Below are 25,302 nucleotides of genomic sequence, written 5' to 3'. Positions count from 1 at the left end.
TGTTTATTTGGTTTTACGCAGTTGATGTTCCTTTTGGTAGTAATCCATAATAGGTTGGAACGGACCTAATTGGTGCTGTTCGGGAGAGAATGGGTCCACATATGGACCGTAGGGGGTAGAAACTGGTTTTTTAACCAGGTCGGGGAAGTCTTTTTCTCTGTTAGACTTTGTTGGCCTTAATTTTTGGTTGATGTAGCCTGCTACGTCGTAAGCCTCTTCATCGGTAAGTGTAGGGTTATCAAAGGTGATACCAAAAGGCATGTTTCCTTTGATGAATTGGGCGGCGGTAATCACACGTGTCATACCAGCTCCGTTGTTATAAGAATCGTTTCCCCAGAGTGGTGGGTAAAGATATAAGTCGTTCTGTGGTAAACGCTGGCCTTGCCCATCGGAGCCATGACAGATTACGCAATGTTTTTCATATACACTTTCCCCATGGGCCAAATCAACCGCTCTTTCCGGGAGATCTACTTTTAAAAATCCTTGTCCTTCTATTTTTCCGTTTGATGGCGCGGCACGGCCCAACCAATCCATATAAGCAACCATTGCTTCCATTGCATCACTGTTTTCCGGCAATTTTCTTCCGTTCATACTGCGCTCCATACATCCATTGATTCTTTCCTGAATAGTTCCGATTTTATTCTCGCGTCCTCTAAACTGCGGAAATCTTTTGACCACTCCAATCAACGGTGCCGCATAGGGCTTGGTACCTCCATCTAAATGGCAACTTGCACAGGCAAGGTTGTTGCCCGCATATATCTGTGATGAATCCTTTTGTTTAGGACCAATGTGCAATGGTGTATTTCTGAAAATGTCAAATCCCTTTTTTACAAGTATGTTTTTTTCGGTCAAAGGTAAGTTGCCCACATTGTAATCCATGTAGTACACTCCGTCCGGAATTGAGGCAAACCCTTTGTCGACATTGCCAAAATTAAATCCGAAGCGAGACATCATAATACCAAAGGCAATTACGATCATCAATGCTGAAAAAATTCCGATATACATAACCAATTTACGTATTTGACCAGTGACAAGCTGAACATCATCCATTTCGGATGTTCCTGAGTTTTTAAGGTTATCCCCCATGATTTCAATAAGTATTAATAGAAAAGTTTCCGAAAGGAAATAAATTCCTTTTGGGTAAAATTTGGGAGTAAAATCTTGAATTTATGGAGTCTATGATTGCGGATGAGTTTCCCACAAAAATCGTAAACTTACAACCCTCTGTAAACCAAAATAATATATCAATATACAAAAAAGTATTTAATTATTGGTAAATATGTTTGGTGGTGAAGGGAGAAAAATTGAACTGGAAGAATTAGAAAAGTCCTCCTTGTGTTCCTCCTTTTACCCTGCCCAAATGTTTGTAAGCAAGTTCGGTCACTTCCCTTCCCCTTGGGGTACGCATTATAAAACCTTGCTGAATCAAGAATGGTTCATAAACCTCTTCAATGGTTTCGGCACTTTCGGATACGGCGGTCGCCAAGGTGGTTATACCCACAGGACCTCCTTTGAATTTATCTATAATGGTACTTAAGATTTTGTTATCCATTTCGTCCAGTCCATGGGCATCCACATTCAAGGCTTTAAGTCCAAATTGAGAAATTTCAAGGTCAATATTTCCAGTGCCCTTTATCTGTGCAAAATCCCGTACTCTGCGCAAAAGGGCATTGCATATCCTAGGCGTACCCCTGCTACGTCCGGCAATTTCTATAGCTGCATCGTTGGTGATGGGTACTTGAAGAATATCTGCACTGCGCTCCACTATTGTAGACAATAGTTCGGTATGGTAATATTCCAATCGACTTTGAATACCAAATCTGGCACGCATGGGTGCCGTGAGCAGACCGGACCTAGTGGTTGCCCCTACCAGTGTAAACGGACTTAAATTTATTTGTACGGAGCGGGCATTGGGGCCCGTCTCAATCATAATATCAATTTTATAGTCCTCCATAGCGGAGTACAGATACTCCTCAACAATGGGACTCAACCTATGTATCTCATCTATAAAAAGTACATCACGCTCTTCCAGATTGGTCAACAATCCAGCTAGATCCCCTGGTTTATCCAGTACAGGGCCGGATGTAACTTTTATATTTACTCCAAGTTCGTTGGCCAAAATATGGGCCAAGGTAGTTTTACCCAAACCTGGAGGTCCGTGAAAAAGGGTGTGATCTAAGGCCTCCCCCCTTAAGTTAGCTGCCTGCACAAAGACCTTCAGGTTTTCCAATACTTGTTCCTGCCCAGTAAAGTCATCGAAACTGATGGGACGTAAAGCTCTTTCTATATCGAGCTCTTCAGGAGAGAAATTCTCGGCTGATGGATCTAAGTTTTCGTTCATGGTTCAACAAATATAATTGAAAAGCCCCGCTACTGGAAACCAAGTATTGGTGCAAGACAAATATTACTCCTTTTTAATAATCTGTGCAGTATCCAGAAATTCCTTGATGGTTATATGGGGTGTGCCATACAAATAAATACGTGAGTCTGCAGTTGCAGCAATTTCGATATCGCTGAATGTATATACTCTTGCACTGGTATTTCCAGTAACATTAAGTTGGCACGAACTCACCTGCATAGCTTCACCTTTATATTTGGCATAATCCAGCATATTGACTTGTAGTCTCTCCGATGTCCCTTCCATGGTCAATGAGGAGTTTCCATCCAAACCCAACAAACCCGTATTTATTTGGGCATATACATAGGCCTGGGTTCTGTTGTTCAGGTTAATGTTCAAAGAATCAACTTCCACATTAAAATCACCACTGCTGGTATCTTCCAAATTGATATCCATAACCGTAACATTTGCCTTTAAATCCATCCGGGTATTGTTAAATCCATCCACGAACAACTCATCGGATTCAATAACATCTTTGGATATAATGCTTCCGTTTTTTAAGGTGACGGCTTTAAGTTCCGTATAATTCACGGTTATGTCCAATTCCTTTTTGGCGGTAATATTATAGTAGGAACTAATGACCAAAGTACCGTCTTCGACCTCAAATTTTAAGATATCTATCAAATTATCATCAGCAGTAATGCGATACCCGGGGCCAAAGGACCTTTCAAGGTTAATTTCAAGATCATCGTTGAGTACAATTGCATTGAAAGGCGGAAGCTCTTCGCTCACCTGTGTTACTATACGGCTTCCCTTGATTTTTGGCTTACGTTGGGCATTGGACATTATCGGGGATAGTATAAGTAATAGGATAAGCAACTTTTTCATGATGTTCTCTTTTGATGGGGAAATGCTTTTTAAAGATATACAATTCACCTCAAAATCTATTCCAACAAAAAGCCCATCCAATTGGACGGGCTCTTTCACTAATATAAAAATCGTTCTAATGGTTGAGTTCTTCTTCGTTCTCCTGAAGCGGAACGTTTTGCGGAACAAAATCCTGTCCTGCAATAATGTACTCACCATTCTCGTAAGTTTTACTGTAATCGTAGGCCCAACGGTAAACATGTGGAATTGCTCCAGGCCAGTTTCCGTGTATATGCTTTTGTGGAGTTGTCCATTCCAATGTATTGGAACCCCATGGGTTTACAGGTCCTCTTTTACCGTAGAAGATACTTGAAATGAAGTTGTAAACGAATATCAGCTGTGCCAAACCTGCAATAATTGCAAATACGGTCATCAATACCTGAACGTTCGTCAACTCATCGAACATTGGGAACGCGGTGTTCTCATAGTAACGACGTGGCACCCCTGCCATTCCCACAAAGTGCATTGGGAAGAATACCCCATAAGCACAGACTGCGGTTATCCAGAAGTGTACATAACCCAAGTTCTTGTTCATCATGCGTCCTTGGAACATTTTTGGGAACCAGTGATAAACCCCGGCAAAAAGTCCGTAAAGTGCCGATATTCCCATTACCAAGTGGAAGTGGGCAACAACGAAGTATGTATCGTGAACATTGATATCCAAAGTACTATCACCCAAAATGATTCCTGTAAGACCTCCAGTAATAAATGTTGATACCAAACCAATGGAGAACAACATAGCAGGGTTCAGCTGCAGGTTACCTTTCCAGAGTGTAGTGATATAGTTAAATGCCTTTACCGCTGACGGGATGGCTATCAATAGTGTTGTAAAGGTAAATACAGATCCCAAGAACGGGTTCATACCTGATACGAACATGTGGTGACCCCATACAATTGTAGATAGAAACGCAATGGCCAAAATAGATGCTACCATCGCCCTATATCCAAAAATCGGTTTTCTTGCATTTGTTGACATTACTTCGGATGTAATACCCAAAGCCGGCAACAATACGATATATACCTCTGGGTGGCCCAAGAACCAGAATAAGTGCTCATACAAAACCGGTGAACCTCCTTGATAATGTAGCACTTCACCTTGGATAAAGATATCCGATAAGAAGAATGATGTTCCAAAACTTCTATCCATGATCAATAACAAAGCTGCTGAAAGCAATACGGGGAAAGAAATCACCCCAATAATTGCTGTCACAAAAAACGCCCAGATGGTCAATGGCAAACGTGTCATGGACATTCCTTTTGTTCTAAGGTTGATTACCGTAACAATGTAGTTCAAAGACCCCAACAAAGAGGAAGCGATAAATATGGCCATGGATACCAACCAAAGTGTCATACCCAAACCAGAACCTGGCTGCGCCATCGGCAATGCACTCAATGGCGGGTAAATGGTCCATCCTGCGGCAGCTGGTCCTGCTTCAACAAACAAACTGCTCACCATTATGGCCGATGAAATGAAAAACAACCAATAAGAAACCATGTTCAAAAATCCAGAGGCCATATCCCTGGCCCCAATTTGCAATGGAATCAATAGGTTACTAAAAGTACCACTCAGTCCTGCAGTTAAAACGAAGAAAACCATTAGTGTACCATGAATGGTAACCAAAGCCAGATAGATGTCGGCATCCATTACACCATCCGGTGCCCACTTGCCCAAAACGGTTTCAAAAATTGCAAAGGATTCGCCCGGCCAAGCCAATTGCATTCTAAATAGCAGTGACATGGCTATACCTATGAATCCCATAATCAGACCAGTGATGAGATATTGCTTGGCTATCATCTTATGGTCCTGACTGAAAATATATTTTGTTATGAAAGTTTCCTTATGGTGATGTCCGTGATCATCGTGGTGATCATCGTGACTTACATGGGCTACTTCAGACATATTCCAATTAGTTTTTTTCGTTAATCTTTTTTATTTGTTATTCTTCCGAAGCTACTTCTTCTTCAATATCAACACCATCTTCCGTGTTGAATGCTTGCTCCTCTTCTACCGTTTCATCGACCATCACGGTTTCTTTAAACGACTTTTGTTCTGCAAGCCATTTATTGAACTCTTCTTCGGTTTCCACTATAATCTTCATCTGCATATTATAGTGTGATTTTCCGCATATTTTATTACACAACAAAACGTAATCAAACTCCCATGGTTCAGAATTAGGTCTTCCTTCTGCTGCCCACTCGGCCCTAAGGGCATTGGTCCGCTTTACTTTGTCAACAACATCCGGATTCAGGCGCATTTCCTCTGTTGTAACTGTCGGAGTAAAAGAAAACTGGGTAATCATTCCTGGAACACAGTTCATCTGGGCTCTAAAGTGGGGCATGTATGCGGAGTGCAAAACATCTTGGGACCTCATTTTAAAGTTTATTTTTCTACCTACAGGCAAATGCAATTCCTTAACAATGATATCATCTTCAGAATTGGGATCGGACTCATCCAAACCAAGTACATTGGCGCTCCCGATATCGATTAACCTAACGTTGGCATCCCCTAATACGTTATCTTCCCCACCATATCTTGCCGTCCAGTTAAATTGTTGTGCGTAAAGTTCAACAACCAATGGATCATCGTCTTCGTTGACATCCATGATATTGGTCCAAGTATACAATCCCCAAAGGATCAAACCTGCCAATACAATTACCGGGATAATCGTCCAGATAAATTCCAACCTGTCATTATCTGCAAAAAACAATGCTTTTCTTCCTTTTTGGCCTCTGTACTTATAACCGAAGTAATGTAAGAGTGCCTGGGTCACAGTTTGCACAAAGAATATAATTCCCATGGAAACCAACATCAACTGGTCGTATTCACCACCATGTTCGGAAGCAGCTTCCGGCAACAAGGCTTTGCCATATTTCACAAAACTGAAAATCGTGATTCCATAAATGAAGATCAAGAACATAAATAATAGGTAACCATTGTTCTTGTTGTCGGAATCGTTCGCTATCTCAGCCTTTTCTGTTTTAGTTTGCGATAATTCAAAAATCTTGGTCATCTGCCAAATAGCAATCGCAACTAATACTAAAACAGCTAATGTTAAAAATGCAGTCATCGTTTATCTATCTAAGACTTAAATCGTATTAATAATGAAAATGTCTACTTTCCTCAATAAATGGGTTTCTTTTGGGTTGTAATGGGGCTTTTGTCAAAGCAGTAAACACCCAGAACACAAATAAACCTCCAAAGAATAAAATACCACCAATCTCTGGTAAGCCAATGTACCATTGATCACCAACCGTTGCAGGCATCACCATATTAAATATATCCAAATAGTGGCCTAAAAGAACCACAATACCGGTCATGATAACAAACCAGTTCACCCTTTTGTAATCACTGTTCATAAGTACCAACAATGGGAAAACAAAGTTCATGACCAACATCCCAAAGAACGGTAATTTATAATCTTGAAAACGCGCTATATAATACGTTACTTCTTCCGGAATATCAGCGTACCATATCAACATAAACTGTGAGAACCACAGGTATGTCCAGAATATACTAATACCGAACATGAACTTGGCCAAATCGTGAACATGGCTGTCATTGACTTGCTCCAAATATCCTTTTGATTTCAGGTATACGGTAACCATGGCAATAACGGTAATACCAGAAACAAACATACTCGCGAACACATACCATCCAAATAGTGTACTGAACCAGTGTGGGTCCAAGCTCATTATCCAATCCCACGACATCATGGATTCAGAAATTAAGTAAAACACCAAGAAGGCCGCTGACCATCTAAAGTTTTTGACAAAATTACTGTTGTCGTCGGACTCGTCTTGTGCCAGGGACAATTTTCTAGAGTATTGACGATAGAAAATCCATCCGCCCAAGAATATGGCAGCCCTGATCAAAAAGAAAGTTGGATTTAAATAACCCGCTTTTCCTTGCAATAATTCGTCATGTGCTACGGTTTCGGCATCCATCCAAACAAACATATGGTTCATGTGCAATGTGGACAGCAATAAAATCACGAATACAATAATCCCTCCTGGGACCAGGTAAGCGGTGATCCCTTCCATTACCCTAAACAATAAGGGGGACCAACCGGCTTGGGCAGCACGTTGTACGGCATAAAATGCCAACACGCCCAAAGCGATCATAAAGAAAAAGAATGCGGCTACGTAAAGAGCAGACCAAGGTCTGTTCTGTAATTGGTGCAACAAATGTGTGTCATGGGAAGCATCGTGCTCTTCACCATGTGCGGCTTCTGCACCGTGACCTTGTTCTTCGCCATGAGTTTCGGCCGCTTCTGCATGCCCTCCACCATGACCATCATCATGTGCTGCCACCATGGCCTTGGCTTCTTCCACTGTCGAAGGAGCTGACAAAAATCCAATTGCCAAGAAAATAACTCCAAGCCCCATGGCTATGAAAGATCCTATTCTAAGTTTGTTTGAAAAGGTATACATAGTTTATTCTTATCCTATTATTTTGTTAGGTCTTCCTTTAATTTCATCACATATTCGGATACTTGCCACATTTCTTTTTCATTGGCAAACTGAGAGGCATAAGACCCCATAGAGTTCAAACCATAATAAATAGTGTGGTATGTAGTTCCAACAGTAATGTTTCTAGCTGCATCGTCGTAGCTGGGAACACCCAATATTTTTTCTCTTTTCACAAGATTTCCTTGACCATCTCCTTTAGAACCATGGCATATGGCACAGTAAACTCCGTAAAGTTCGGCTCCTTTTGCCAGGTTTTCCTCTTGGTTCAACGAATCCAAAGGGCTGGTGTTCATTCTTGCTAATTCTTTACCTTCCGGAGTGTTTTCGAACTCATAGGGCATGTATCCTCTGTTTATGGTCCCTTCCGGGGGCAACAAGGCTTCCGTTCCATCTGGGAACAACCCATTGTCCACACCTTGATAGGCCTCATATCCTACAGGTTCGTACATGTTTGGCATGAATTGGTAGTTTGGACTGTTCTTATCCGCGCAAGAGGCAGCGAATATCATTAAGACCAAAACAACACTTATTTTACCTAATTGTTTCATATTATTAAGACTCCTTTTCTGTAACTTTTACTTCTACCGCACCTGTTTCCCACAACAAATCGGCAAGTTCATTTTCGTTATCATGCACACCTAACTCCATCAAAAAATGGTCGTCGGTAGTACGTTTATCCGGGTTTTCGGCTTTCTTGAAAGGCCACATTCTACTTCTTAAGTAAAAGGTAATAACCATCAAGTGAGCTGCAAAGAAAACCGTAAGCTCGAACATGATAGGAACAAAGGCCGGCATGTTTTCCAAATAACTAAAACTTGGCTTACCACCAATATCCTGTGGCCAATCCTCAATCATGATATAATTCATCATAACTATGGCAACCGTTAACCCCAAACATCCATAAAGGAAAGAGGTGATAGCTATTCGGGTATCCGCTAAGCCCATTGCCTTATCCAGACCGTGAACGGGAAACGGAGTGTACACCTCTTCAATATGGTGGTGCTCTGCCCTAACCTTTTTTACAGCATGCATCAACACATCGTCATCGTTGTAAAGTGCTTGTATAACTTTTGATGCCATAATTATTTTTCTTCGTTTAATTTTTTAGCCTGACCTGCCCAATCATCACGTTGTGCCCTTCCTGGGAAAGAACCTGTGATAGAATCCAACAAGTTATATTCTTTTTCGGTCATTCTGCTCACCTGAGCGAACGTATAAATACCTATCTGGTTCAGGGCCTGTTCCATTTGAGGACCAATACCCTTGACTTTTTTCAAATCGTCAGCAGTTTCCGTTTCAGCATCAAAAGTTCCAATTGCCTCCAGCAGTGTGGACACATGCTCATGACTTGTATCAACTTTTGGAGCCTCTTCCACCTTGGTTTCACCTTTTGCCTCAGGCATTTCGTACAATGGTTTACCAGCTTCCCTCAATTTTTTGTATTTCTCACCAGAAGCTTTCAAAATGGATTTCACTTCTGCCTGTGCAATTACCGGGAATGTTCTGGAATACAACAGGAACAATACGAAGAAGAATCCTATGGTTCCCACAAATATTCCGATATCAACAAAAGTTGGGGAGAACATTGTCCAAGAAGATGGCAAGTAATCCCTATGCAATGAGGTAACGATAATAACGAAACGCTCGAACCACATTCCTATGTTTACCACGATAGAGATAAAGAAGGAGAACATGATACTGGTTCGCAGTTTCTTGAACCACATAAATTGTGGTGAGAACACGTTACAGGTCATCATGGACCAGTATGCCCACCAGTAAGGACCAGTAGCCCTGTTCAAGAAAGCATATTGTTCATACTCAACTCCAGAGTACCACGCAATAAACAACTCGGTGATATAGGCACATCCAACGATAGAACCGGTAATCATGATTACAATGTTCATCAATTCGATATGCTGTACGGTAATATAAGCTTCCAAGCTACACACCTTACGCATAATGATCAAAAGTGTGTTCACCATGGCAAATCCAGAGAAAATCGCACCAGCAACAAAGTATGGTGGGAAAATGGTGGTGTGCCATCCAGGAATTACCGAGGTAGCAAAGTCAAAAGATACGATGGTGTGTACAGAAAGCACCAAAGGTGTAGCCAAACCGGCCAGTACCAAAGAAACTTCCTCAAATCGTTGCCAATCCTTTGCCCTTCCTGTCCATCCAAAACTTAGAATGCTGTATATTTTCTTTTGGAAAGGTTTTACGGCCCTATCACGAATCATGGCAAAGTCAGGCAAAAGACCTGTCCACCAGAAAACCAATGACACGGAAAGATAGGTTGAAATCGCAAAAACGTCCCAAAGCAAAGGTGAGTTGAAGTTCACCCAAAGAGAACCAAATTGGTTAGGGATTGGAAGTACCCAGTAACCCAACCATGGACGACCCATGTGAATAATAGGGAACAAACCTGCCTGTACTACCGAGAAAATGGTCATCGCCTCAGCAGAACGGTTGATCGCCATTCTCCATTTTTGACGGAAAAGCAAGAGTACAGCTGAAATCAGTGTACCTGCGTGACCAATACCTACCCACCATACAAAGTTGGTGATATCCCAGGCCCAGTTAACGGTTCGGTTAAGACCCCAAACCCCAATACCTGTGGAAACGGTATAAATGATACATCCTAGACCCCAGAGGAATGCCACTAATGCAATGGAAAATACAATCCACCATTGTTTATTGGCCTTTCCCTCAACCGGACGGGCAATGTCCACTGTTACATCGTGGTATCCTTTGTCTCCGACCACTAAGGGCTTTCGAATAGGTGCTTCGTAATGCGACGCCATAATTTATCTTCTAGTTACTTCTTTTTTTATTGATTAAGCCTCGTTGGTGTTTCTAACTTTAACATGATAGAACACGTTTGGTTTAGTGCCTACATGCTCCAACAAATGGTACATTCTATCATCCTCTTTCAACTCCGCTACTTTACTGTCATGATCATTGATGTCACCAAACACCATAGCCCCACTGCTACAAGCTGCAGAACAAGCGGTCTGGAACTCACCATCCTTGATAACCCTTCCATCTCTCTTGGCATCCAAAATGGTTTTCTGAGTCATTTGGATACACATAGAGCATTTCTCCATAACACCTCTTGAACGCACATTAACATCTGGGTTAATCACCATTTTACCCAAATCGTTGTTCATATTAAAGTCAAACTCGTCATTGTTACTGTACAAGAACCAGTTGAACCTACGAACTTTATATGGACAGTTATTGGCACAATATCTAGTACCCACACATCTGTTGTAAGCCATGTGATTTTGGCCCTGTCTACTGTGAGATGTAGCAGCTACAGGACAAACAGTCTCACAAGGCGCATGGTTACAGTGTTGACACATTACAGGCTGAAAGGCTACTTGCGGGTTCGCAGATGGGTCTTCCATCTCCCTGAAACCTCCAAGGGAACCTTTATCTCCCCAAAGACCTTCCATTTCTTCTTTCTTCTCGTTATCCTCTTCAAAGGTCTCCTCGGAAGAATAATACCTATCGATACGCAACCAGTGCATATCCCTTGAACGACGCATTTCACGTTTTCCTACAACAGGAACGTTGTTCTCTGCATGACATGCGATAACACAAGCACCGCAACCGGTACAAGCATTCAAATCGATGGATAGGTTAAAATGATGTCCAATGCTTCTGTCAAATTCCTCCCAAAGGTCGGCATCTGGTGAAGTCACTGGTATTTCGTTGTGATTCAAAGACACATGAGGCATTGGATTCCACTCTTCATGGTCTTTGGTATTGAAGATTTCCAAGGTAGTTTCCTTGATGATATCCCCCCTACCCATTAATGTTTTATGTGACTGGATACAAGCAAACTCGTGTTCTCCGCCCGATTTTTCAACGGTTACGGATTGCACATCGGAGAAGTTGCTATACAAAGTATAGGCATTGACACCAGTTGCCATCTCCTCCTGCATTCCAGCTTTCTTTCCATAACCGAAAGACAGACCTACAGTACCTACTGCCTGACCTGGTTGAATGATGACCGGCACATTTTCCAACACCTTGCCATCAACGGTCAATTTTACGTAGCTACCATTAACTCCACCATCGGCTTCGATTGTATTTTCAAGTCCCCAGGACTCTGCATCCGCTTTGGATACAGTTACGTAGTTATCCCAAGATACTCTGGAAATTGGGTCTGGGAACTCTTGCAACCATGGGTTGTTGGCCTGACGACCATCTCCCATACCCACTTTAGAGTACAACACCAATTCGGTGCCCGAGCTAGTTGCATTCACCAAAGAACGTACTGCAGACGCGATCGGAACAATTTCTGGCTGCTCTTCTTGCGAATCTTCCTGAGCGGTAGTTGCCTCGGCATCATCAACCATCATTGCAGGTGCTACATAAACACCATCTTGCAATGCTTTGTTCCAAGAGCCACCTTGAAGTATATCCACACTCCAAGTTTCTTTGATGTATTCGTAATATGTTTTCTCGACGCCCATCCACGTTAAAAGCGCTGTTTGAAACTGCTTTGTATCAAACAACTCTCGAATAGCGGGTTGCATCAAGCTGTATTGTCCTTTTTTAAATTGGGCATCACCCCAAGACTCCAAATAATGTGAAGCGGCCGCCACATAATTAGAGGCTTGCGCAGTTTCATCATTGGTATAAGCAAAGTCTACCGACACATCTACCTGCTCGAGTCCAGAAAGGAATTCTTCGGCATTTGGTAATGTATAAGCTGGGTTAACACCATCCATGATCAATGCTCCAACTCGACCTGCATTCATATCAGCGATCAACTTACTTACTTTTGCAGCATCTCCTTGGCGCACATATTTTGGCTTTTCTGGATCAAACGCCTCACTGGCCAACAATTTGTTGATGGCCAAAACCACTGTTTGTGCATTTTCATCGTTAAGACCACTAACAACAACTGCTTTGCTACCGGCCTTTTTGATTTCAGCAGCTACCCTGTCAACAGCTTCATCCACATCGGACGTACCTCCACCAACACTACTGCCGTTCAATTTGCCGTACAATTTGGCAAGGGCGATCTTTTGTTGGGTAGGGGTCATCGGGTATCTCTTATCGGCATTGGCACCGGTCAAGGACATATTGGACTCCAACTGTACGTGTCTGGACATTTTTCCATTCTTGGGAACACGACCCCTGGCATAACCGGAATCATATCCACCACCTTGCCAGTCACCAAGAAAATCGGCACCGAAAGAAACGATAAGCTCTGCTTTCTCAAAATCGTAATCGGCCAAGGCACGTTCACCGTAAGCCTTGTTGTATGCATTTATTGCGGCATCCTCGGAAATGGCATCATAAACCACATGGTTCACATTGTCTCCATAAGCCGCCTTAAACTCAGATATTAATTTCGTGGTTGATGGACTAGCATAAGTCTGGGTCAACAACACCACTTGTTTGTTGGAACCTTTCAAAGCATTCAATTTCGCCTTTACGGTAGCATCCAACACCTTCCACTCCACAGGTTCCCCGTTGGCCATTGGACCTTGAACCCTTTTACTATCGTACAAAGTCAGTACGGACGCCTGCACTCTCGCATTGGCTCCGCCATTTACTTTTGCATCGGTATTGTTTTCAATTTTGATAGGCCTTCCTTCCCTGGTCTTCACCAAGATACTGGCAAAATCAAAACCATCGGCAATGGTAGTTGCGTAGTAGTTGGCAACACCGGGAACAATGTTGTCCGGCTGAACTACATATGGAATAGATTTGTGAACCGGGCCTTCGCACGCCGCAACCGTAGCTGCCGCAGTACTGAAACCTACATATTTCAAGAAATCCCGACGGGATGTGTTCGAGGATGACAGGTTTTCCTTGTCGCCCAAAAATTCATCAACGGGAATCTCTTCGGTAAACTCGTTGTTTCTTAGCGCCTCAACAATGGAATCGTTCGGATTCAACTCCGCTTCACTTTTCCAATATTTTTTGTTTGATGCCATACGATATATCTGAGATTATCTTCTTTTAATTCTTAATAGTGACACTTTCCACACTCTAGACCACCCATCATTGCAGCAGTCAATTCCTCAACACCATACTTTTTGGACAACTCCTCGTGAATTGCCTCATAGTATTCATTGCCCTGAACCTTAACATTGGTTTCACGGTGGCAATTGATACACCATCCCATGGTCAAAGGAGCATGCTGATACATGATTTCCATTTCTTCAACCGGACCGTGACATGTTTGACACTCAACACCAGCAACAGATACGTGCTGTGAGTGGTTGAAATACGCAAAATCAGGGAGATTATGGATCCTAACCCACTCTACCGGTTGTGTCTCACCAGTATAGCTTTGATTTTCCTCGTCCCATCCAACGGCCTTGTACAATTTCTTTATTTCTCCTGTGTAGAATTCATTGGTGTATCCGTTGGCCAAGTCTTCGGCAGATGGTCCTTCTGGATTACCGGTATATTCATAAATGGACTTATGACAGTTCATACAAACATTTAACGACGGTATCCCGGAATGCTTGGACACTCTTGCAGAAGAGTGACAGTACTTACACTCAATACCATTGTCCCCTGCGTGAATTTTGTGCGAGTAGTGAATCGGCTGAACAGGTGCATAACCTTGATCAACACCAACCTGCATTAAATATCCATAAGCAAAATATGCACTGGCCAGCAACAAGAAAACAACGCTCACCAAAACCAAGAACTGATTTTGAACAAAAGCCTTCCAAATGGGTAAACGCTTTTCTTTTTCTTTTTCCAATACTACCCCGTTTGCCTCGGCAATTCTGCGCAAAGTCTTGTTCACCAAGATCAACATGATGACCAAAAGCCCAAACACCAAAGCCAGTGCCCCAAGAATCATATCATTGGAAATCCCAGAGCTTGGACCTGCAGATTCACCAGCAGGGGCAGTAGCTGTTGTGGCAGCCGGAGCCGGAGGCGGAGCAGCCGTGTAGGCCAAAATATCATCTATATCCTCGTTGGACAATGTCGGAAAAGGCGTCATCGCCGCCTGATTGTACTCATCGTAAATTTTGTTTGCATAAGCATCCCCGGAAGAAATTACACCAGGACTGTTTTTCACCCATGCGTAAATCCATTCTTTATCCAACCCTTCATCCTCGGCCAATCTAGTTTCCACATTAGCCAATGCAGGCCCCGTCATTTTCCTATCCAAGGCATGACATGCGGCACAGTTCTGATTAAACAGTTGTTTTCCTTTTACCGGATCTCCCCCAACAGCCTCTGCTGTTTGCTCAGTAGCAGCGTCGGTTGTAGCCGCGGCTTCTTCCTGCGCATAAAAAGATGTGGAGAATAATAGGAGAGTTAAACCTAAAACTTTAGAAAATAGATGGCGGTATAAAACCTTTTTCATATTCGTGAAATTTCTATCGAAATCTTTGGCATGGTTCTTTCTATTGAGTATGAGAGCAATAGCCTTTCACCCTACCAAGAATGGCAACAAAAGTAAGACATACAGTCATTTTTTAAAATCTTAAGGTATTCATAACACATAATTTATAAAGATTCTAAATAACTTATGCTCGACTTGGTTAATCTTTAATAATCTACATTTGCAGTAAGCATAAATCATACAACACGTAAATATCATGAAAACGGCTGTATTTAGCATAATTTTACTCGGTTTAACAACTCAAGTTTTGGCCCAGGAAGGACAGGTCACGATTCAACAAGACCCAAAAATCAAGGAGTTGGTGAAACTTTACACCAAGGTTCATGAAAATACGGGATATTATCAAATTCAGGTTGGTTTTGGCAACTACAATAGGGCCCAAGAGCTTTTGGACCAGGTTGAAATCGATTTTCCGAACTGGTACTCCAAAATAGAGTTTGAATCCCCTACTTACCGAGTTAGGCTCGGTAGGTTCAGAACTAAATTGGAAGCTGAAAGAAAATATTTGGAGGTTCGCAAAAAATATCCGGACGCCATGTTGTTGAAACCAGAAGAGAAAAAATCAAAGTCATAAAAAAATCCCGCTAGCTAGCGGGATTTTTTGTTTTTGATCAACTTTTATTTCCTGTTACAGCTTTTTCTTAACCGCAACTTCTTGGAAGGCTTCAACTATATCGCCCTCTTTAATATCGTTGTAATTTTTAATTTGAAGACCACAGTCGTATCCTTTGGAAACTTCCTTAACATCATCTTTGAAACGTTTCAAGGAAGCTAACTCCCCGGTATAGATCACTACACCATCCCTAATCAATCTGATGCGTGAGTTTCTAAAGATTTTTCCACTGGTCACCATACAACCTGCAATGGTTCCAATTTTGGAAATCTTAAAGGTCTCCCTGATTTCCGCATTACCAGTAACTTCTTCTTTCATCTCCGGAGACAACATTCCTTCCATTGCATCTTTCAGGTCGTTGATGGCGTCATATATAATGGAGTAGGTTCTGATATCGATTTCTTCTTTATCCGCAATCGACCTAGCGTTGCCCATTGGCCTTACGTTAAACCCTATAATAATCGCATCGGAGGCACTTGCCAACAATACATCGGATTCTGTGATGGCGCCAACACCTTTATGGATGATATTTACCTGAATCTCATCAGTAGAAAGTTTCTGGAACGAATCAGTCAGTGCCTCCACAGAACCATCCACATCACCTTTAAGTATGATGTTAAGCTCCTGGAAGTCTCCCAATGCGATTCTTCGTCCAATTTCATCAAGTGTAATATGACGTTGCGTTCTAACGGATTGCTCACGTTGCAATTGTGAACGCTTGGCGGCAATCTGTTTTGCTTCTCGTTCATCTTCCAATACATTGAACCTATCACCAGCTTGTGGTGCTCCGTCCAATCCCAAAATAGAGATTGGTGTCGACGGCCCGGCACTTTCTATATTGTTCCCTCTTTCATCTTGCATCGCCTTGACCTTACCACTGCAAGTTCCGGCCAATACATAATCTCCGATTTTCAAAGTACCAGCTTGGACCAAAATTGTAGCAACATATCCTCTACCTTTATCCAAAAATGCCTCTACAACCGTTCCTGAAGCCAGTCTATTGGGATTTGCCTTAAGCTCTAACAATTCTGCTTCCAGCAACACTTTTTCAAGGAGTTCATGAACTCCTTGACCTGTTTTTGCAGAAATATCTTGGGATTGAACTTTTCCTCCCCAATCTTCCACCAACAAATTCATACTGGCCAAGCCTTCTTTGATCTTATCAGGGTTTGCCGTTGGCTTATCAACTTTGTTGATAGCGAATACAATGGGAACTCCTGCTGCTTGCGCATGACTAATGGCTTCTTTTGTTTGAGGCATGATGTCATCATCCGCGGCAATTACGATGATAGCAATATCCGTTACTTGGGCACCACGGGCTCTCATTGCGGTAAACGCTTCGTGACCCGGTGTATCCAAGAATGTGATTTTTTGTCCATCTTCTAGGGAAACACCATAAGCTCCAATGTGCTGGGTGATTCCACCACTCTCGCCTGCGATCACATTCTCTTGACGAACGTAATCCAGCAAGGACGTTTTACCGTGGTCAACGTGACCCATAACAGTTACAATGGGTGCACGAGGCTTCAGATCTTCTGGGGCGTCCTCGACCTCCTCTATGGTCTCCTCGATTTCAGCGGTAACGAATTCAACTTCGTAACCAAATTCATCGGCAACAATGGAAAGCGTTTCAGCATCCAGACGTTGGTTCATTGTCACCATGATACCTAGGGACATACATGCAGAAATAATCTGTGTCGTGGAAACATTCATCATGGTTGCCAGTTCGTTTACGGTAACAAACTCGGTGACCTTAAGGATTTTGCTTTCCAACTCCTGTTGTTCAAGATCTTTCTCCGTTTGCTGACGGTGCTGATCTCTCTTCTCCCTGCGATATTTGGCTCCTCTACCTTTACTGGATTTACCTTGAAGTTTTTCAAGGGTCTCCCTTACCTGCTTTTGTACTTCTTCTTCGGTAGGCTCCACTTTAGGCGCGGATGAACGCTGTCCCTTTCTGCCAGAACCTCCTCTATTGTTACGGCCACCTCCTGATTGAGGACCGTTCTTTACTATTCTTCTTCTACGTTTTTTACGTTCCCCTCCATCAGATGAACCGCCTTTGGATTTTTGACTATCCTCTTTTTTCTTCTTGGCAGGTTTTTTGAACTGCGAAAGATCGATTTTATCTCCTGTAATTTTAGGACCTGAAAGTTTTTGGTACTTCGTCTTTATGGTACCAGTCTCAGTATCCTCGGAGCCTTCTTTGCTTTCAGCAGTCTCCTCTTTGGACTCTGCCACCTCTTCCTTTTCGGCCTTTTCCTTTTCGGGAGCTTTGGGCTTTTCTTCCTTGGCTTTTGCCGGCTCGGCTTTTGGAGCTTCTTCTTTCTTTGGCTCTTCCTCTTTGGGCTGTTCGGGTTTTTTATCCAAATCTATCTTGCCCACGGTTTTGGGTCCGGAAAGCTCGGCTTTGGCTTTTACCACTTGCTGCTCTGCTTCCTTCTTCTCCTTGGCCAACCTGCGCTCTTCCTGTTCTTTTTCCATTCGGATTCGGATAGCTTCCTTCTCCTTGCGCTTTTCCTCACCAACTTCCTTGGAAGCGACCTTTTTACTCTTATCCGTTTGGAACTCATCCAACAGAACTTGATACACCTCATTCGATATTTTGGTAGTAGGACGTGCCTCTACCTCATGCCCCTCCGAGGCCAGGTAATCGACTGCCCTATCCAGTGAAATGTTCAATTCTCTGAGAACTTTGTTAAGTCGTATTGTTGGATTTTCTGCCATAAATAATTTTACTTGCCCTAAATTTTCGCTGCTAATATAAGCCTAATCTTCAAATTCTTCCTTGAGGATGCGAACGACCTCTTGGATTGTTTCTTCTTCTAGATCGGTTCGTTTTACCAAATCTTTTACATCTTGTTCCAAAACGCTACGTGCGGTATCCAATCCAATCTTCTTGAATTCTTCAATAACCCAGCTTTCGATTTCATCGGAAAACTCGGTCAACTCCACGTCTTCTTCGACGCCTTCACGGAACACATCTATTTCGTAACCAGTCAATTGCCCAGCCAAACGAATGTTGTGCCCACCTCTACCGATTGCCTTGGAAACTTCCTCTGGCTTTAGGTATACTTGAGCTGTTTTTTTCTCATCGTTCAATTTAACCGACGACACTCTTGCAGGACTCAATGCACGGGTCACCATCAATTGTGGATTGTTCGTCCAGTTGATCACATCGATGTTTTCGTTGCCCAATTCACGTACGATTCCATGGATACGAGATCCTTTCATACCCACACAGGCACCAACTGGATCAATTCTATCATCATAGGAATCCACGGCAACCTTCGCTTTTTCTCCAGGAATGCGCACTGCCTTTTTTATGGTGATCAGACCATCGAACACTTCTGGAATTTCCTGGAAGAACAATTGCTCCAAGAATTTGGGGGAGGTCCTGGACATAATAATAGCAGGCTTGTTACCTTTAAGCTCTACGCTTTCAATAATTCCACGAACATTGTCTCCTTTACGGAAAAAGTCGGAAGGTATTTGCTTTTCTTTTGGAAGAATGATTTCATTGCCTTCATCATCCAACAAAATAACCGCACGATGTCTGATGTGATGCACCTCAGCGGTATAAATTTCACCTTCCAAGTCTTTGAATTGCTTGTAGATGGTAGTATTGTCATGCTCATGGATCTTGGAAATCAAATTCTGGCGCAAAGCCAAAATCGCCCTCCTACCAAGATCGATCAATTTCACCTCTTCCGAAACATCTTCCCCAACTTCAAAATCGGGCTCGATTTTTCTAGCCTCGGACAAGGATATCTCTTCATTAGGTTCTTCTACTTCACCATCTTCAACAACGACACGGTTTCTCCAAATCTCCAAATCCCCTTTGTCCGGGTTGATAATAATATCAAAATTGTCGTCAGAACCAAATTTTTTCTTGAGCGCACTTCGGAATACTTCTTCCAAAATCGCCATAAGGGTCACCCTGTCAATAAACTTATCGTCCTTAAACTCCGAAAAGGATTCGATGAGCGCTAGGTTTTCCATTTTCTACTACAATTAAAATTTTAATTTAACTTTTGCCTCTTGAATATCAGAAAAGGCGATTTCCTGCTTTTTCTGCACTGTAACTTTTCCTTTACCCACTGGTTTGGGCTCTCGTGCCTTCCACTCCAAGGTAATGCTATTTGTCGAGGTTTCCACCAGTGTTCCTTCAAATTGTTCCGAACTGGTCTTCACCTGTAATTTTCTTCCGATATTTTTATTGTACTGACGCGGTAACCGTAATGGCGAAGTGGCACCCGCGGATGTCACTTCCAAGGAAAAATCCTCCTCTTCACGATCCAAATTGTGTTCTATGGCCCTACTTACATTCATACAGTCCTGCAAGCTTACTCCTTGGTCGCCATCCAACACTACTTTAATACTGTTGTCTCCACCAACGGTAAAATCAACCAGAAACAAGGAAGTGTATTCCTCCAGTGCCTTGTTCAACAATGATTCCACTTTATCCTTCAACATAAGAAACCAGTAATAAAAGAGGGGACTCAAAGTCCCCTCATGAATACTTTTATATCCGTTCAGTTTTGCAAATATACGATAATTAATAGTGTTTTTGCAACCCAACCGAACACAAAAAACATGTTAAAAACTATTTTTCAATGAATTACACGGAATTAGGGATTTACATGGTTCAATTTTTGAATTGATTCATGCCCAACGGATTTGACAAACAAAATCATCAATTACACAACAATCTTTTCGCAACGCTCTGTGTTTATCCTATTTTTCCACGATGTTTTAAAATTTGACGATCCTGTCAGGATAAGTCAAATCGAATCAATTGCTTATGAAATTTTCTTTGGGAAGTACATTTAAAATACTTTTTGTTTTAGGAGTGGCTGTAATCGCCTCAGCAAGGGTTAGCGCCCAATCTTTAGGCGATTACCGTTCTGTTTCCTCGGCCAATTGGACCAATGTATCAATTTGGCAGGTCTACAATGGGACAAGTTGGACAGCAGCTACGAGTTATCCCGGGCAATTGGTTGGGACCAACGATGTTTACATTCAAGGAGGGTACAGCGTTACCATTTCTTCCAATATCCCAAATGCAGTAAATTCGCTTACCGTTGGGGATGGCTCTGGAAGCACTGATAATTTTTACATAGGCAGCACCTCCAGCCTACAAACACAATTGATTACGATAGCGGATGGCGGATTGGCCGAATGGATTTCGAACGTTAGCTTTTCCCTCCCTTCAGGAGCAGCATTTGTTATCGATCCCGGAGGGACATTGGCCAACGATAATCCCTGTAATTCCGCAAAACGTTTGATCATTGGCTCTACGGTCTATTCAACATGTAATGGTGGGGCTGGCACAGACTACAGTTTTGATGATTTAAATGACTCCGGGGGTTCTATTTCTGTTTCTGCTTCATCCAATAGTCCCATTTGTGATAATGAAACCTTGAATCTATACAGCAATCCCTCTGGTGCTGGATCATCGGGAGCAACATATAGTTGGACAGCAACGGCTGGACCAGTGGGCTACACCTTCAATTCCACTGATGAAAATCCTGTGGTGACCAATTTATCTGCTGGCTCCTATACCTTTTCGGTGACCATTTCGGATGGCACCGTTACCAACACCGACAGCGTGGATGTTACCGTAAATTCTTCGCCAACCATTGTTTTACAACCCACCGACCAAACCGTGGCATTGGGCAACAACGGCAATTTTTCCGTTACAGCCACAGGTGCGGACACCTATCAATGGCAAGTAAGTACCGATGGGGGCAGTAATTTTGTTTCTACTGCCGATGGCAGTGAATACTCGGGATCCCAAACTTCCAATCTAACGGTGATTTCACCCGACCCAAGTAAAAATGGATATATCTACCGTGTACTCGTATCCAACTCCACTAATTCCTGTAGCCCTACGACTTCCGACGAGGCAACCTTAACAATACAAACCGGAACAGTTATCACTAATAGAAAAATCACTTTTCGCGTAAATCAAAACTAAAACGGACCAACGATAGCCTCCGGTTAATTTGGTTTGCTTGATTTTTTTTCAAATCACCGACCATCTACTTTTAGAATAAATCCTGATTATCCGATAATATTGTAAGGTCATCTATGGTCGATGGAACGGTAAATTCCTGTGCATAGTTAGTCTTCGCCATCGTGATGTGGTTTGAATAGTTCATGTACCCCCTGCTTGATTTCATTACCTATCAAATAATGTATTCAAAATTCTGAAAATGAAATAATTGAAAGTGAAACACGCCTAAAATGGTGATTTATCCTCCTAACCAATTGAATAATATCTCGTGATATACCTAAAATATCCGGTTGCACCTTAAATTAGGTTTTGACCATCAAACCATACCATCAAAATCAAATTCACGCTACCTTTACCGCATGACCCTGTTATCAAGTCCAAAGTTTGTTTATCATGTAAAGCGTATTTTACCTTTCGGTATTATTTGGTTGGTGCTAAGCTGGTTTATCCTTCTCATCGAGTCCATGGCTACGGAGTATCAGAATCAGCGACCGGAAACGGACATCACCGTAACTTGGAACATCTTTGTGTTCGCCTCCCTAGCTGTTTTTTTAGTGGGCATGGCAATGGGCGCCGTGGAAGTACTTTGGTTGGGCAAACGATTTAAACGCAAGGCATTTTGGCAAAAAATCCTGTATAAAATGGGGTTTTATCTATTATTTATGCTGGTCATCAATCTTGTGACTTTTCCAATTGCCGCAAGTATTGAACTTAGTTCTTCTATCCTGGATGCCCAAGTCTGGCATAAATTTTCGAATTATATCGTCAGTCCCACATTTTTGAGTACCATGGTTTCGTTAACCTTTAGCATTTTTGTTTCGCTCATCTATTCAGGTATCAGCGAGCATCTTGGACACAACGTATTGCTCAATTTTTTTTCGGGCAAATACCATCAACCTAAAGAGGAGTCCCGCGTTTTTATGTTTTTGGACATGAAATCTTCTACATCATTCGCGGAACAATTGGGCCACAAAAAATATTTTCGCTTTTTGAGCGACTACTACAACCAATTGTCAAATGACATTATTCAATATAAAGGTGAAGTATACCAGTATGTTGGAGATGAAATTGTGGTTACCTGGAAAAGAGAGGATGGCCTACAACACCATAATTGTATCCGTTGTTTTTATGCAATGAAGCAAAGTCTACAAAAGAAACGCAACTATTTTGAAGAAACATATGGAGTAGTACCCTCATTTAGGGCAGGATTACATTTGGGGCAGGTAACCACCGGAGAAATAGGAGCCCTGAAGAAAGAAATCTTTTTTACTGGAGACGTTTTGAACGTTACTGCACGTATCCAACAACTTTGCAAGCCATTACAACAAGAAATCATCATTTCTGAAGAGTTGGCAGAACAATTGAAATCGGATGGTCTACGATTAAAATCTTTGGGGAACATGGAGCTCGAAGGCAGAAAAAAACCTGTGGAGCTATTTGCAGCTCAATTAGTTTAGCTGAACACTTTAATCTTGTGACAAAAATTGGAATTCCTCCAAATATTTGGTGTTCATTTCCATGGCGTCCGTATCAATCGTCAAAAGTTTCTCCATGCCATTGTTATAACTTGGCCATTCGGGTAATCCTTGACCATTCGGGTTGCCATTCTTGGCAAAATTCACCCAATAGGCCGACATCTGATTTTCAAGTTGGCGCTCTTCGGACTGCCATGGTCGCTTCCATTGGTCAAGAGTATGCAGCGCAAAAGGCACTTCTGATGTATGGAATGCACCGTAGTTTGGAAACCCTGGTTTATCTGTTGGCACATGGGTGAATTCGTAGAGCCACACCTCCTTATCCATGTATTTGGCAAGCAGGTAAGAAGGCAATCCCGCAAAACTTAACAAGTTCATTTTTTGTTGGGATCGGAGCGCCTCTTCATCGGTTTTGGCTGGGAACATTTTCAAAAACTCGTCCGCATCCGGACCAAAACGTTCTTGGGCCATTGAGCTAAAGCTTTCCTTGGTCACTTCTCCTGTTGGCAAAAGATTGGAATCCCCAGTTACCCAACCTGTCATAACACTGACCTGATTGTGGTTTCCTTCTTTAAAGTGTCCCAATAAATCCTTCGGTAAGAAATAATCATCGAGCACCACCCCGAATCTTCCCATGTCAGGATTATTGCTCAGCTCTTGCAATTTTGTTGCTGGCACCTCCCTTAATTCATCAATGGAAGACACGTTGGCAGACTCCATAAACTTGAGACCTTGTGCTTCAGCCATATTTAAATCTTGCATTAAACGCCCTCCCAAAATGCCTCCACTCTGACAAATGGCCTTATCAAAATATCCACTCGCCAAAGGTGATGCGATTTGGGCATTTACACTAAAGGAGCCTGCGGACTGGCCTGCGATGGTCACATTGTTCGGGTCCCCTCCAAATGCAGCAATGTTTTCCTGTATCCATTTTAAGCCTTGCAATTGATCCATAAAACCATAATTGCCCGATGCATTATGACCAGATTCCTTGCTCAACCCAGGGTGTGCCATAAAACCAAGCACCCCTACCCTATAATTAAGGCTTACAAAAACCACACCTTGTTCCGCCATTTGTTTTCCATCATAAATATCGCAATTGGCACTGCCAGAGCTTAGACCTCCACCATATATCCAAACAAAAACAGGTAGCTTTTCATCCTTTTTATCCGTAGGGGTCCACACATTTAAGTACAGGCAATCTTCGCTCAATGGTTCGGGTTTGGCTATAAATTCCTCTGTCCAGCACAAAAATGGTTCTGGAGTATTTTGAATAGGGCTCGGACCAAACTCCATACATTCCTTTACACCATTCCAATCTTTAACGGGTTGCGGCGCTTTCCATCTCAATTCACCAACAGGCGGCTGTGCAAATGGAATACCTTTAAAAATTTGAATTTCACCCTCGGTGTAACCTTCCACTTTTCCGTTTTGGGTTGCTACAACATTTTGCTTTTCCACATTATTTTGGGCACAACCCAAACAAATACTTACTACGTAAAGAAACAGGATGGTTTTTTTCATGAAGTTGCTGTGTTGTTTTTAAAAATGCTTGTTTCTGAAAAGATAATGTTTTTTAAAAATCTAGTACTATGACAAGAACACATCTTTAATTTAGCACTGCACTTCAACAACTATGTCTCGAACCTTTATTCCTCTCTGGAAGTAATTCTCAAATAATAGCCGTCGGGATCGACCAAACGAAAATCAGTAAGACCCCATGGTTGTGTTTTTAAAGGATCATGAATGGGGTATCCACTTGATTTTACCTTTTCATAAACTGCTGCAACACTATCCACTTCCAACACGATTTCCACTCCATATCCATTTTGAACAGGTTGAACACCGGGATTAAAATGATGGTCTTTGGAAAGTTTGTCCAAGGGGCCTATCCCCAAGATAACATGTCCTCTTTTTACCGGTTGATAGGCATTGTTCATTTGCCCGCCTTCCATTTCAAAACCAAGGATTTCGGTATAAAAATCAACTGATTTTTTCATGTCGGAGGTGAATAGCTCTAAGCGCAAAGTCATGCCTTCTTGAAGGGATCTGCCTTCTCCCATCTGACAT

At 42.3% G+C, this 25,302-nt stretch carries 19 protein-coding genes; 3 read left to right on the top strand and 16 right to left on the bottom strand.

From position 1 onward, the window contains the following. Positions 1 to 3 precede the first annotated feature (3 nt). The 11 genes from J0X13_RS12670 to J0X13_RS12620 form a co-directional block, all read right to left on the bottom strand. Entirely contained in the window at positions 4 to 1,086 is a 1,083-nt protein-coding gene (locus J0X13_RS12670) for a c-type cytochrome (protein ID WP_242535726.1), read from the bottom strand. Between the two features lie 232 nt (positions 1,087 to 1,318). Beyond that, a complete protein-coding gene (ruvB, locus tag J0X13_RS12665) occupies positions 1,319 to 2,341 on the bottom strand; it encodes a Holliday junction branch migration DNA helicase RuvB (RefSeq protein ID WP_207071776.1) in 1,023 nt (340 codons plus the stop codon). A gap of 63 nt (positions 2,342 to 2,404) precedes the next feature. Then, positions 2,405 to 3,226 carry a GIN domain-containing protein gene (locus J0X13_RS12660; RefSeq protein ID WP_207071775.1) on the bottom strand — a complete coding sequence of 274 codons (822 nt, stop codon included), beginning with the start codon at positions 3,224 to 3,226 and terminating at the stop codon, positions 2,405 to 2,407. A gap of 115 nt (positions 3,227 to 3,341) precedes the next feature. Then, positions 3,342 to 5,165: a cytochrome c oxidase subunit I gene (locus J0X13_RS12655; RefSeq protein WP_207071774.1), complete on the bottom strand. Its 1,824-nt coding sequence runs from the start codon at positions 5,163 to 5,165 to the stop codon at positions 3,342 to 3,344. Between the two features lie 37 nt (positions 5,166 to 5,202). Beyond that, positions 5,203 to 6,333, bottom strand: coding sequence for a cytochrome c oxidase subunit II (locus tag J0X13_RS12650; RefSeq protein ID WP_207071773.1), 1,131 nt, complete (start codon positions 6,331 to 6,333; stop codon positions 5,203 to 5,205). A 28-nt stretch (positions 6,334 to 6,361) separates the two neighbouring features. After that, positions 6,362 to 7,696 carry a quinol:cytochrome C oxidoreductase gene (locus J0X13_RS12645; RefSeq protein WP_207071772.1) on the bottom strand — a complete coding sequence of 445 codons (1,335 nt, stop codon included), beginning with the start codon at positions 7,694 to 7,696 and terminating at the stop codon, positions 6,362 to 6,364. Between the two features lie 17 nt (positions 7,697 to 7,713). Further along, positions 7,714 to 8,283, bottom strand: coding sequence for a c-type cytochrome (locus J0X13_RS12640; protein ID WP_207071771.1), 570 nt, complete (start codon positions 8,281 to 8,283; stop codon positions 7,714 to 7,716). 4 nt (positions 8,284 to 8,287) lie between these two features. Beyond that, the gene (locus tag J0X13_RS12635; RefSeq protein ID WP_207029529.1) at positions 8,288 to 8,815 is read right to left on the bottom strand and encodes a DUF3341 domain-containing protein; all 528 of its coding nucleotides are present in this window, start codon (positions 8,813 to 8,815) and stop codon (positions 8,288 to 8,290) included. Between the two features lie 2 nt (positions 8,816 to 8,817). Further along, positions 8,818 to 10,536 carry a helix-hairpin-helix domain-containing protein gene (locus J0X13_RS12630; RefSeq protein ID WP_207071770.1) on the bottom strand — a complete coding sequence of 573 codons (1,719 nt, stop codon included), beginning with the start codon at positions 10,534 to 10,536 and terminating at the stop codon, positions 8,818 to 8,820. A gap of 33 nt (positions 10,537 to 10,569) precedes the next feature. Continuing rightward, entirely contained in the window at positions 10,570 to 13,692 is a 3,123-nt protein-coding gene (locus J0X13_RS12625) for a TAT-variant-translocated molybdopterin oxidoreductase (RefSeq protein WP_207071769.1), read from the bottom strand. Positions 13,693 to 13,724: 32 nt separating this feature from the next. Then, entirely contained in the window at positions 13,725 to 15,089 is a 1,365-nt protein-coding gene (locus J0X13_RS12620) for a c-type cytochrome (RefSeq protein ID WP_207071768.1), read from the bottom strand. Positions 15,090 to 15,324: 235 nt separating this feature from the next. Here J0X13_RS12620 and J0X13_RS12615 point away from each other — a divergent pair, with 235 nt between their 5' ends. Then, positions 15,325 to 15,702: an SPOR domain-containing protein gene (locus J0X13_RS12615; protein WP_207071767.1), complete on the top strand. Its 378-nt coding sequence runs from the start codon at positions 15,325 to 15,327 to the stop codon at positions 15,700 to 15,702. A 54-nt stretch (positions 15,703 to 15,756) separates the two neighbouring features. On the opposite strand, the gene infB is transcribed toward J0X13_RS12615, so the two are convergent. The 3 genes from infB to rimP are packed head-to-tail and all read right to left on the bottom strand — an operon-like array spanning position 15,757 to position 20,214. After that, complete coding sequence (gene infB, locus J0X13_RS12610; protein WP_207071766.1) at positions 15,757 to 18,465, bottom strand: translation initiation factor IF-2; 2,709 nt, start codon at positions 18,463 to 18,465, stop codon at positions 15,757 to 15,759. A 42-nt stretch (positions 18,466 to 18,507) separates the two neighbouring features. Further along, a complete protein-coding gene (nusA, locus tag J0X13_RS12605; RefSeq protein ID WP_207071765.1) occupies positions 18,508 to 19,740 on the bottom strand; it encodes a transcription termination factor NusA in 1,233 nt (410 codons plus the stop codon). 12 nt (positions 19,741 to 19,752) lie between these two features. Further along, the gene (gene rimP, locus J0X13_RS12600; protein ID WP_207071764.1) at positions 19,753 to 20,214 is read right to left on the bottom strand and encodes a ribosome assembly cofactor RimP; all 462 of its coding nucleotides are present in this window, start codon (positions 20,212 to 20,214) and stop codon (positions 19,753 to 19,755) included. A 328-nt stretch (positions 20,215 to 20,542) separates the two neighbouring features. Here rimP and J0X13_RS12595 point away from each other — a divergent pair, with 328 nt between their 5' ends. Both J0X13_RS12595 and J0X13_RS12590 read left to right on the top strand, forming a co-directional pair. After that, positions 20,543 to 21,718: a PKD domain-containing protein gene (locus J0X13_RS12595; protein ID WP_207071763.1), complete on the top strand. Its 1,176-nt coding sequence runs from the start codon at positions 20,543 to 20,545 to the stop codon at positions 21,716 to 21,718. A 398-nt stretch (positions 21,719 to 22,116) separates the two neighbouring features. After that, the gene (locus tag J0X13_RS12590) at positions 22,117 to 23,214 is read left to right on the top strand and encodes an adenylate/guanylate cyclase domain-containing protein (protein ID WP_242535725.1); all 1,098 of its coding nucleotides are present in this window, start codon (positions 22,117 to 22,119) and stop codon (positions 23,212 to 23,214) included. 9 nt (positions 23,215 to 23,223) lie between these two features. Here the strand turns inward: J0X13_RS12590 and J0X13_RS12585 are convergent, their stop codons facing one another. Both J0X13_RS12585 and J0X13_RS12580 read right to left on the bottom strand, forming a co-directional pair. Further along, positions 23,224 to 24,756, bottom strand: a complete 1,533-nt coding sequence (locus tag J0X13_RS12585; protein ID WP_207071762.1) for a carboxylesterase/lipase family protein — start codon at positions 24,754 to 24,756, stop codon at positions 23,224 to 23,226. A gap of 125 nt (positions 24,757 to 24,881) precedes the next feature. Continuing rightward, positions 24,882 to 25,265 (bottom strand): VOC family protein, encoded by a 384-nt coding sequence (locus J0X13_RS12580; RefSeq protein WP_207072057.1) that lies wholly within the window; start codon positions 25,263 to 25,265, stop codon positions 24,882 to 24,884. Between the last annotated feature and the right edge of the window lie 37 nt (positions 25,266 to 25,302).

Source organism: [Muricauda] lutisoli (nom. illeg.) (genome assembly GCF_017313105.1).
Taxonomy (GTDB): domain Bacteria; phylum Bacteroidota; class Bacteroidia; order Flavobacteriales; family Flavobacteriaceae; genus Flagellimonas; species Flagellimonas lutisoli.
Note: the sequence above shows the minus strand (reverse complement) of the source record. Positions and strands in the feature narration are given on the sequence as shown.

Bases quoted from the DNA above. Each gene is read 5' to 3' on its own strand.
- nusA (WP_207071765.1), bottom strand. From the start codon at position 19,740: ATGGAAAACCTAGCGCTCATCGAATCCTTTTCGGAGTTTAAGGACGAT.
- J0X13_RS12580 (WP_207072057.1), bottom strand. From the start codon at position 25,265: ATGACTTTGCGCTTAGAGCTATTCACCTCCGACATGAAAAAATCAGTT.
- J0X13_RS12635 (WP_207029529.1), bottom strand. From the start codon at position 8,815: ATGGCATCAAAAGTTATACAAGCACTTTACAACGATGACGATGTGTTG.
- J0X13_RS12670 (WP_242535726.1), bottom strand. From the start codon at position 1,086: ATGGGGGATAACCTTAAAAACTCAGGAACATCCGAAATGGATGATGTT.
- J0X13_RS12650 (WP_207071773.1), bottom strand. From the start codon at position 6,333: ATGACTGCATTTTTAACATTAGCTGTTTTAGTATTAGTTGCGATTGCT.
- J0X13_RS12590 (WP_242535725.1), top strand. From the start codon at position 22,117: ATGACCCTGTTATCAAGTCCAAAGTTTGTTTATCATGTAAAGCGTATT.
- ruvB (WP_207071776.1), bottom strand. From the start codon at position 2,341: ATGAACGAAAACTTAGATCCATCAGCCGAGAATTTCTCTCCTGAAGAG.
- J0X13_RS12625 (WP_207071769.1), bottom strand. From the start codon at position 13,692: ATGGCATCAAACAAAAAATATTGGAAAAGTGAAGCGGAGTTGAATCCG.
- J0X13_RS12660 (WP_207071775.1), bottom strand. From the start codon at position 3,226: ATGAAAAAGTTGCTTATCCTATTACTTATACTATCCCCGATAATGTCC.
- J0X13_RS12615 (WP_207071767.1), top strand. From the start codon at position 15,325: ATGAAAACGGCTGTATTTAGCATAATTTTACTCGGTTTAACAACTCAA.
- J0X13_RS12640 (WP_207071771.1), bottom strand. From the start codon at position 8,283: ATGAAACAATTAGGTAAAATAAGTGTTGTTTTGGTCTTAATGATATTC.
- J0X13_RS12585 (WP_207071762.1), bottom strand. From the start codon at position 24,756: ATGAAAAAAACCATCCTGTTTCTTTACGTAGTAAGTATTTGTTTGGGT.
- rimP (WP_207071764.1), bottom strand. From the start codon at position 20,214: ATGTTGAAGGATAAAGTGGAATCATTGTTGAACAAGGCACTGGAGGAA.
- infB (WP_207071766.1), bottom strand. From the start codon at position 18,465: ATGGCAGAAAATCCAACAATACGACTTAACAAAGTTCTCAGAGAATTG.
- J0X13_RS12645 (WP_207071772.1), bottom strand. From the start codon at position 7,696: ATGTATACCTTTTCAAACAAACTTAGAATAGGATCTTTCATAGCCATG.
- J0X13_RS12595 (WP_207071763.1), top strand. From the start codon at position 20,543: ATGAAATTTTCTTTGGGAAGTACATTTAAAATACTTTTTGTTTTAGGA.
- J0X13_RS12620 (WP_207071768.1), bottom strand. From the start codon at position 15,089: ATGAAAAAGGTTTTATACCGCCATCTATTTTCTAAAGTTTTAGGTTTA.
- J0X13_RS12655 (WP_207071774.1), bottom strand. From the start codon at position 5,165: ATGTCTGAAGTAGCCCATGTAAGTCACGATGATCACCACGATGATCAC.
- J0X13_RS12630 (WP_207071770.1), bottom strand. From the start codon at position 10,536: ATGGCGTCGCATTACGAAGCACCTATTCGAAAGCCCTTAGTGGTCGGA.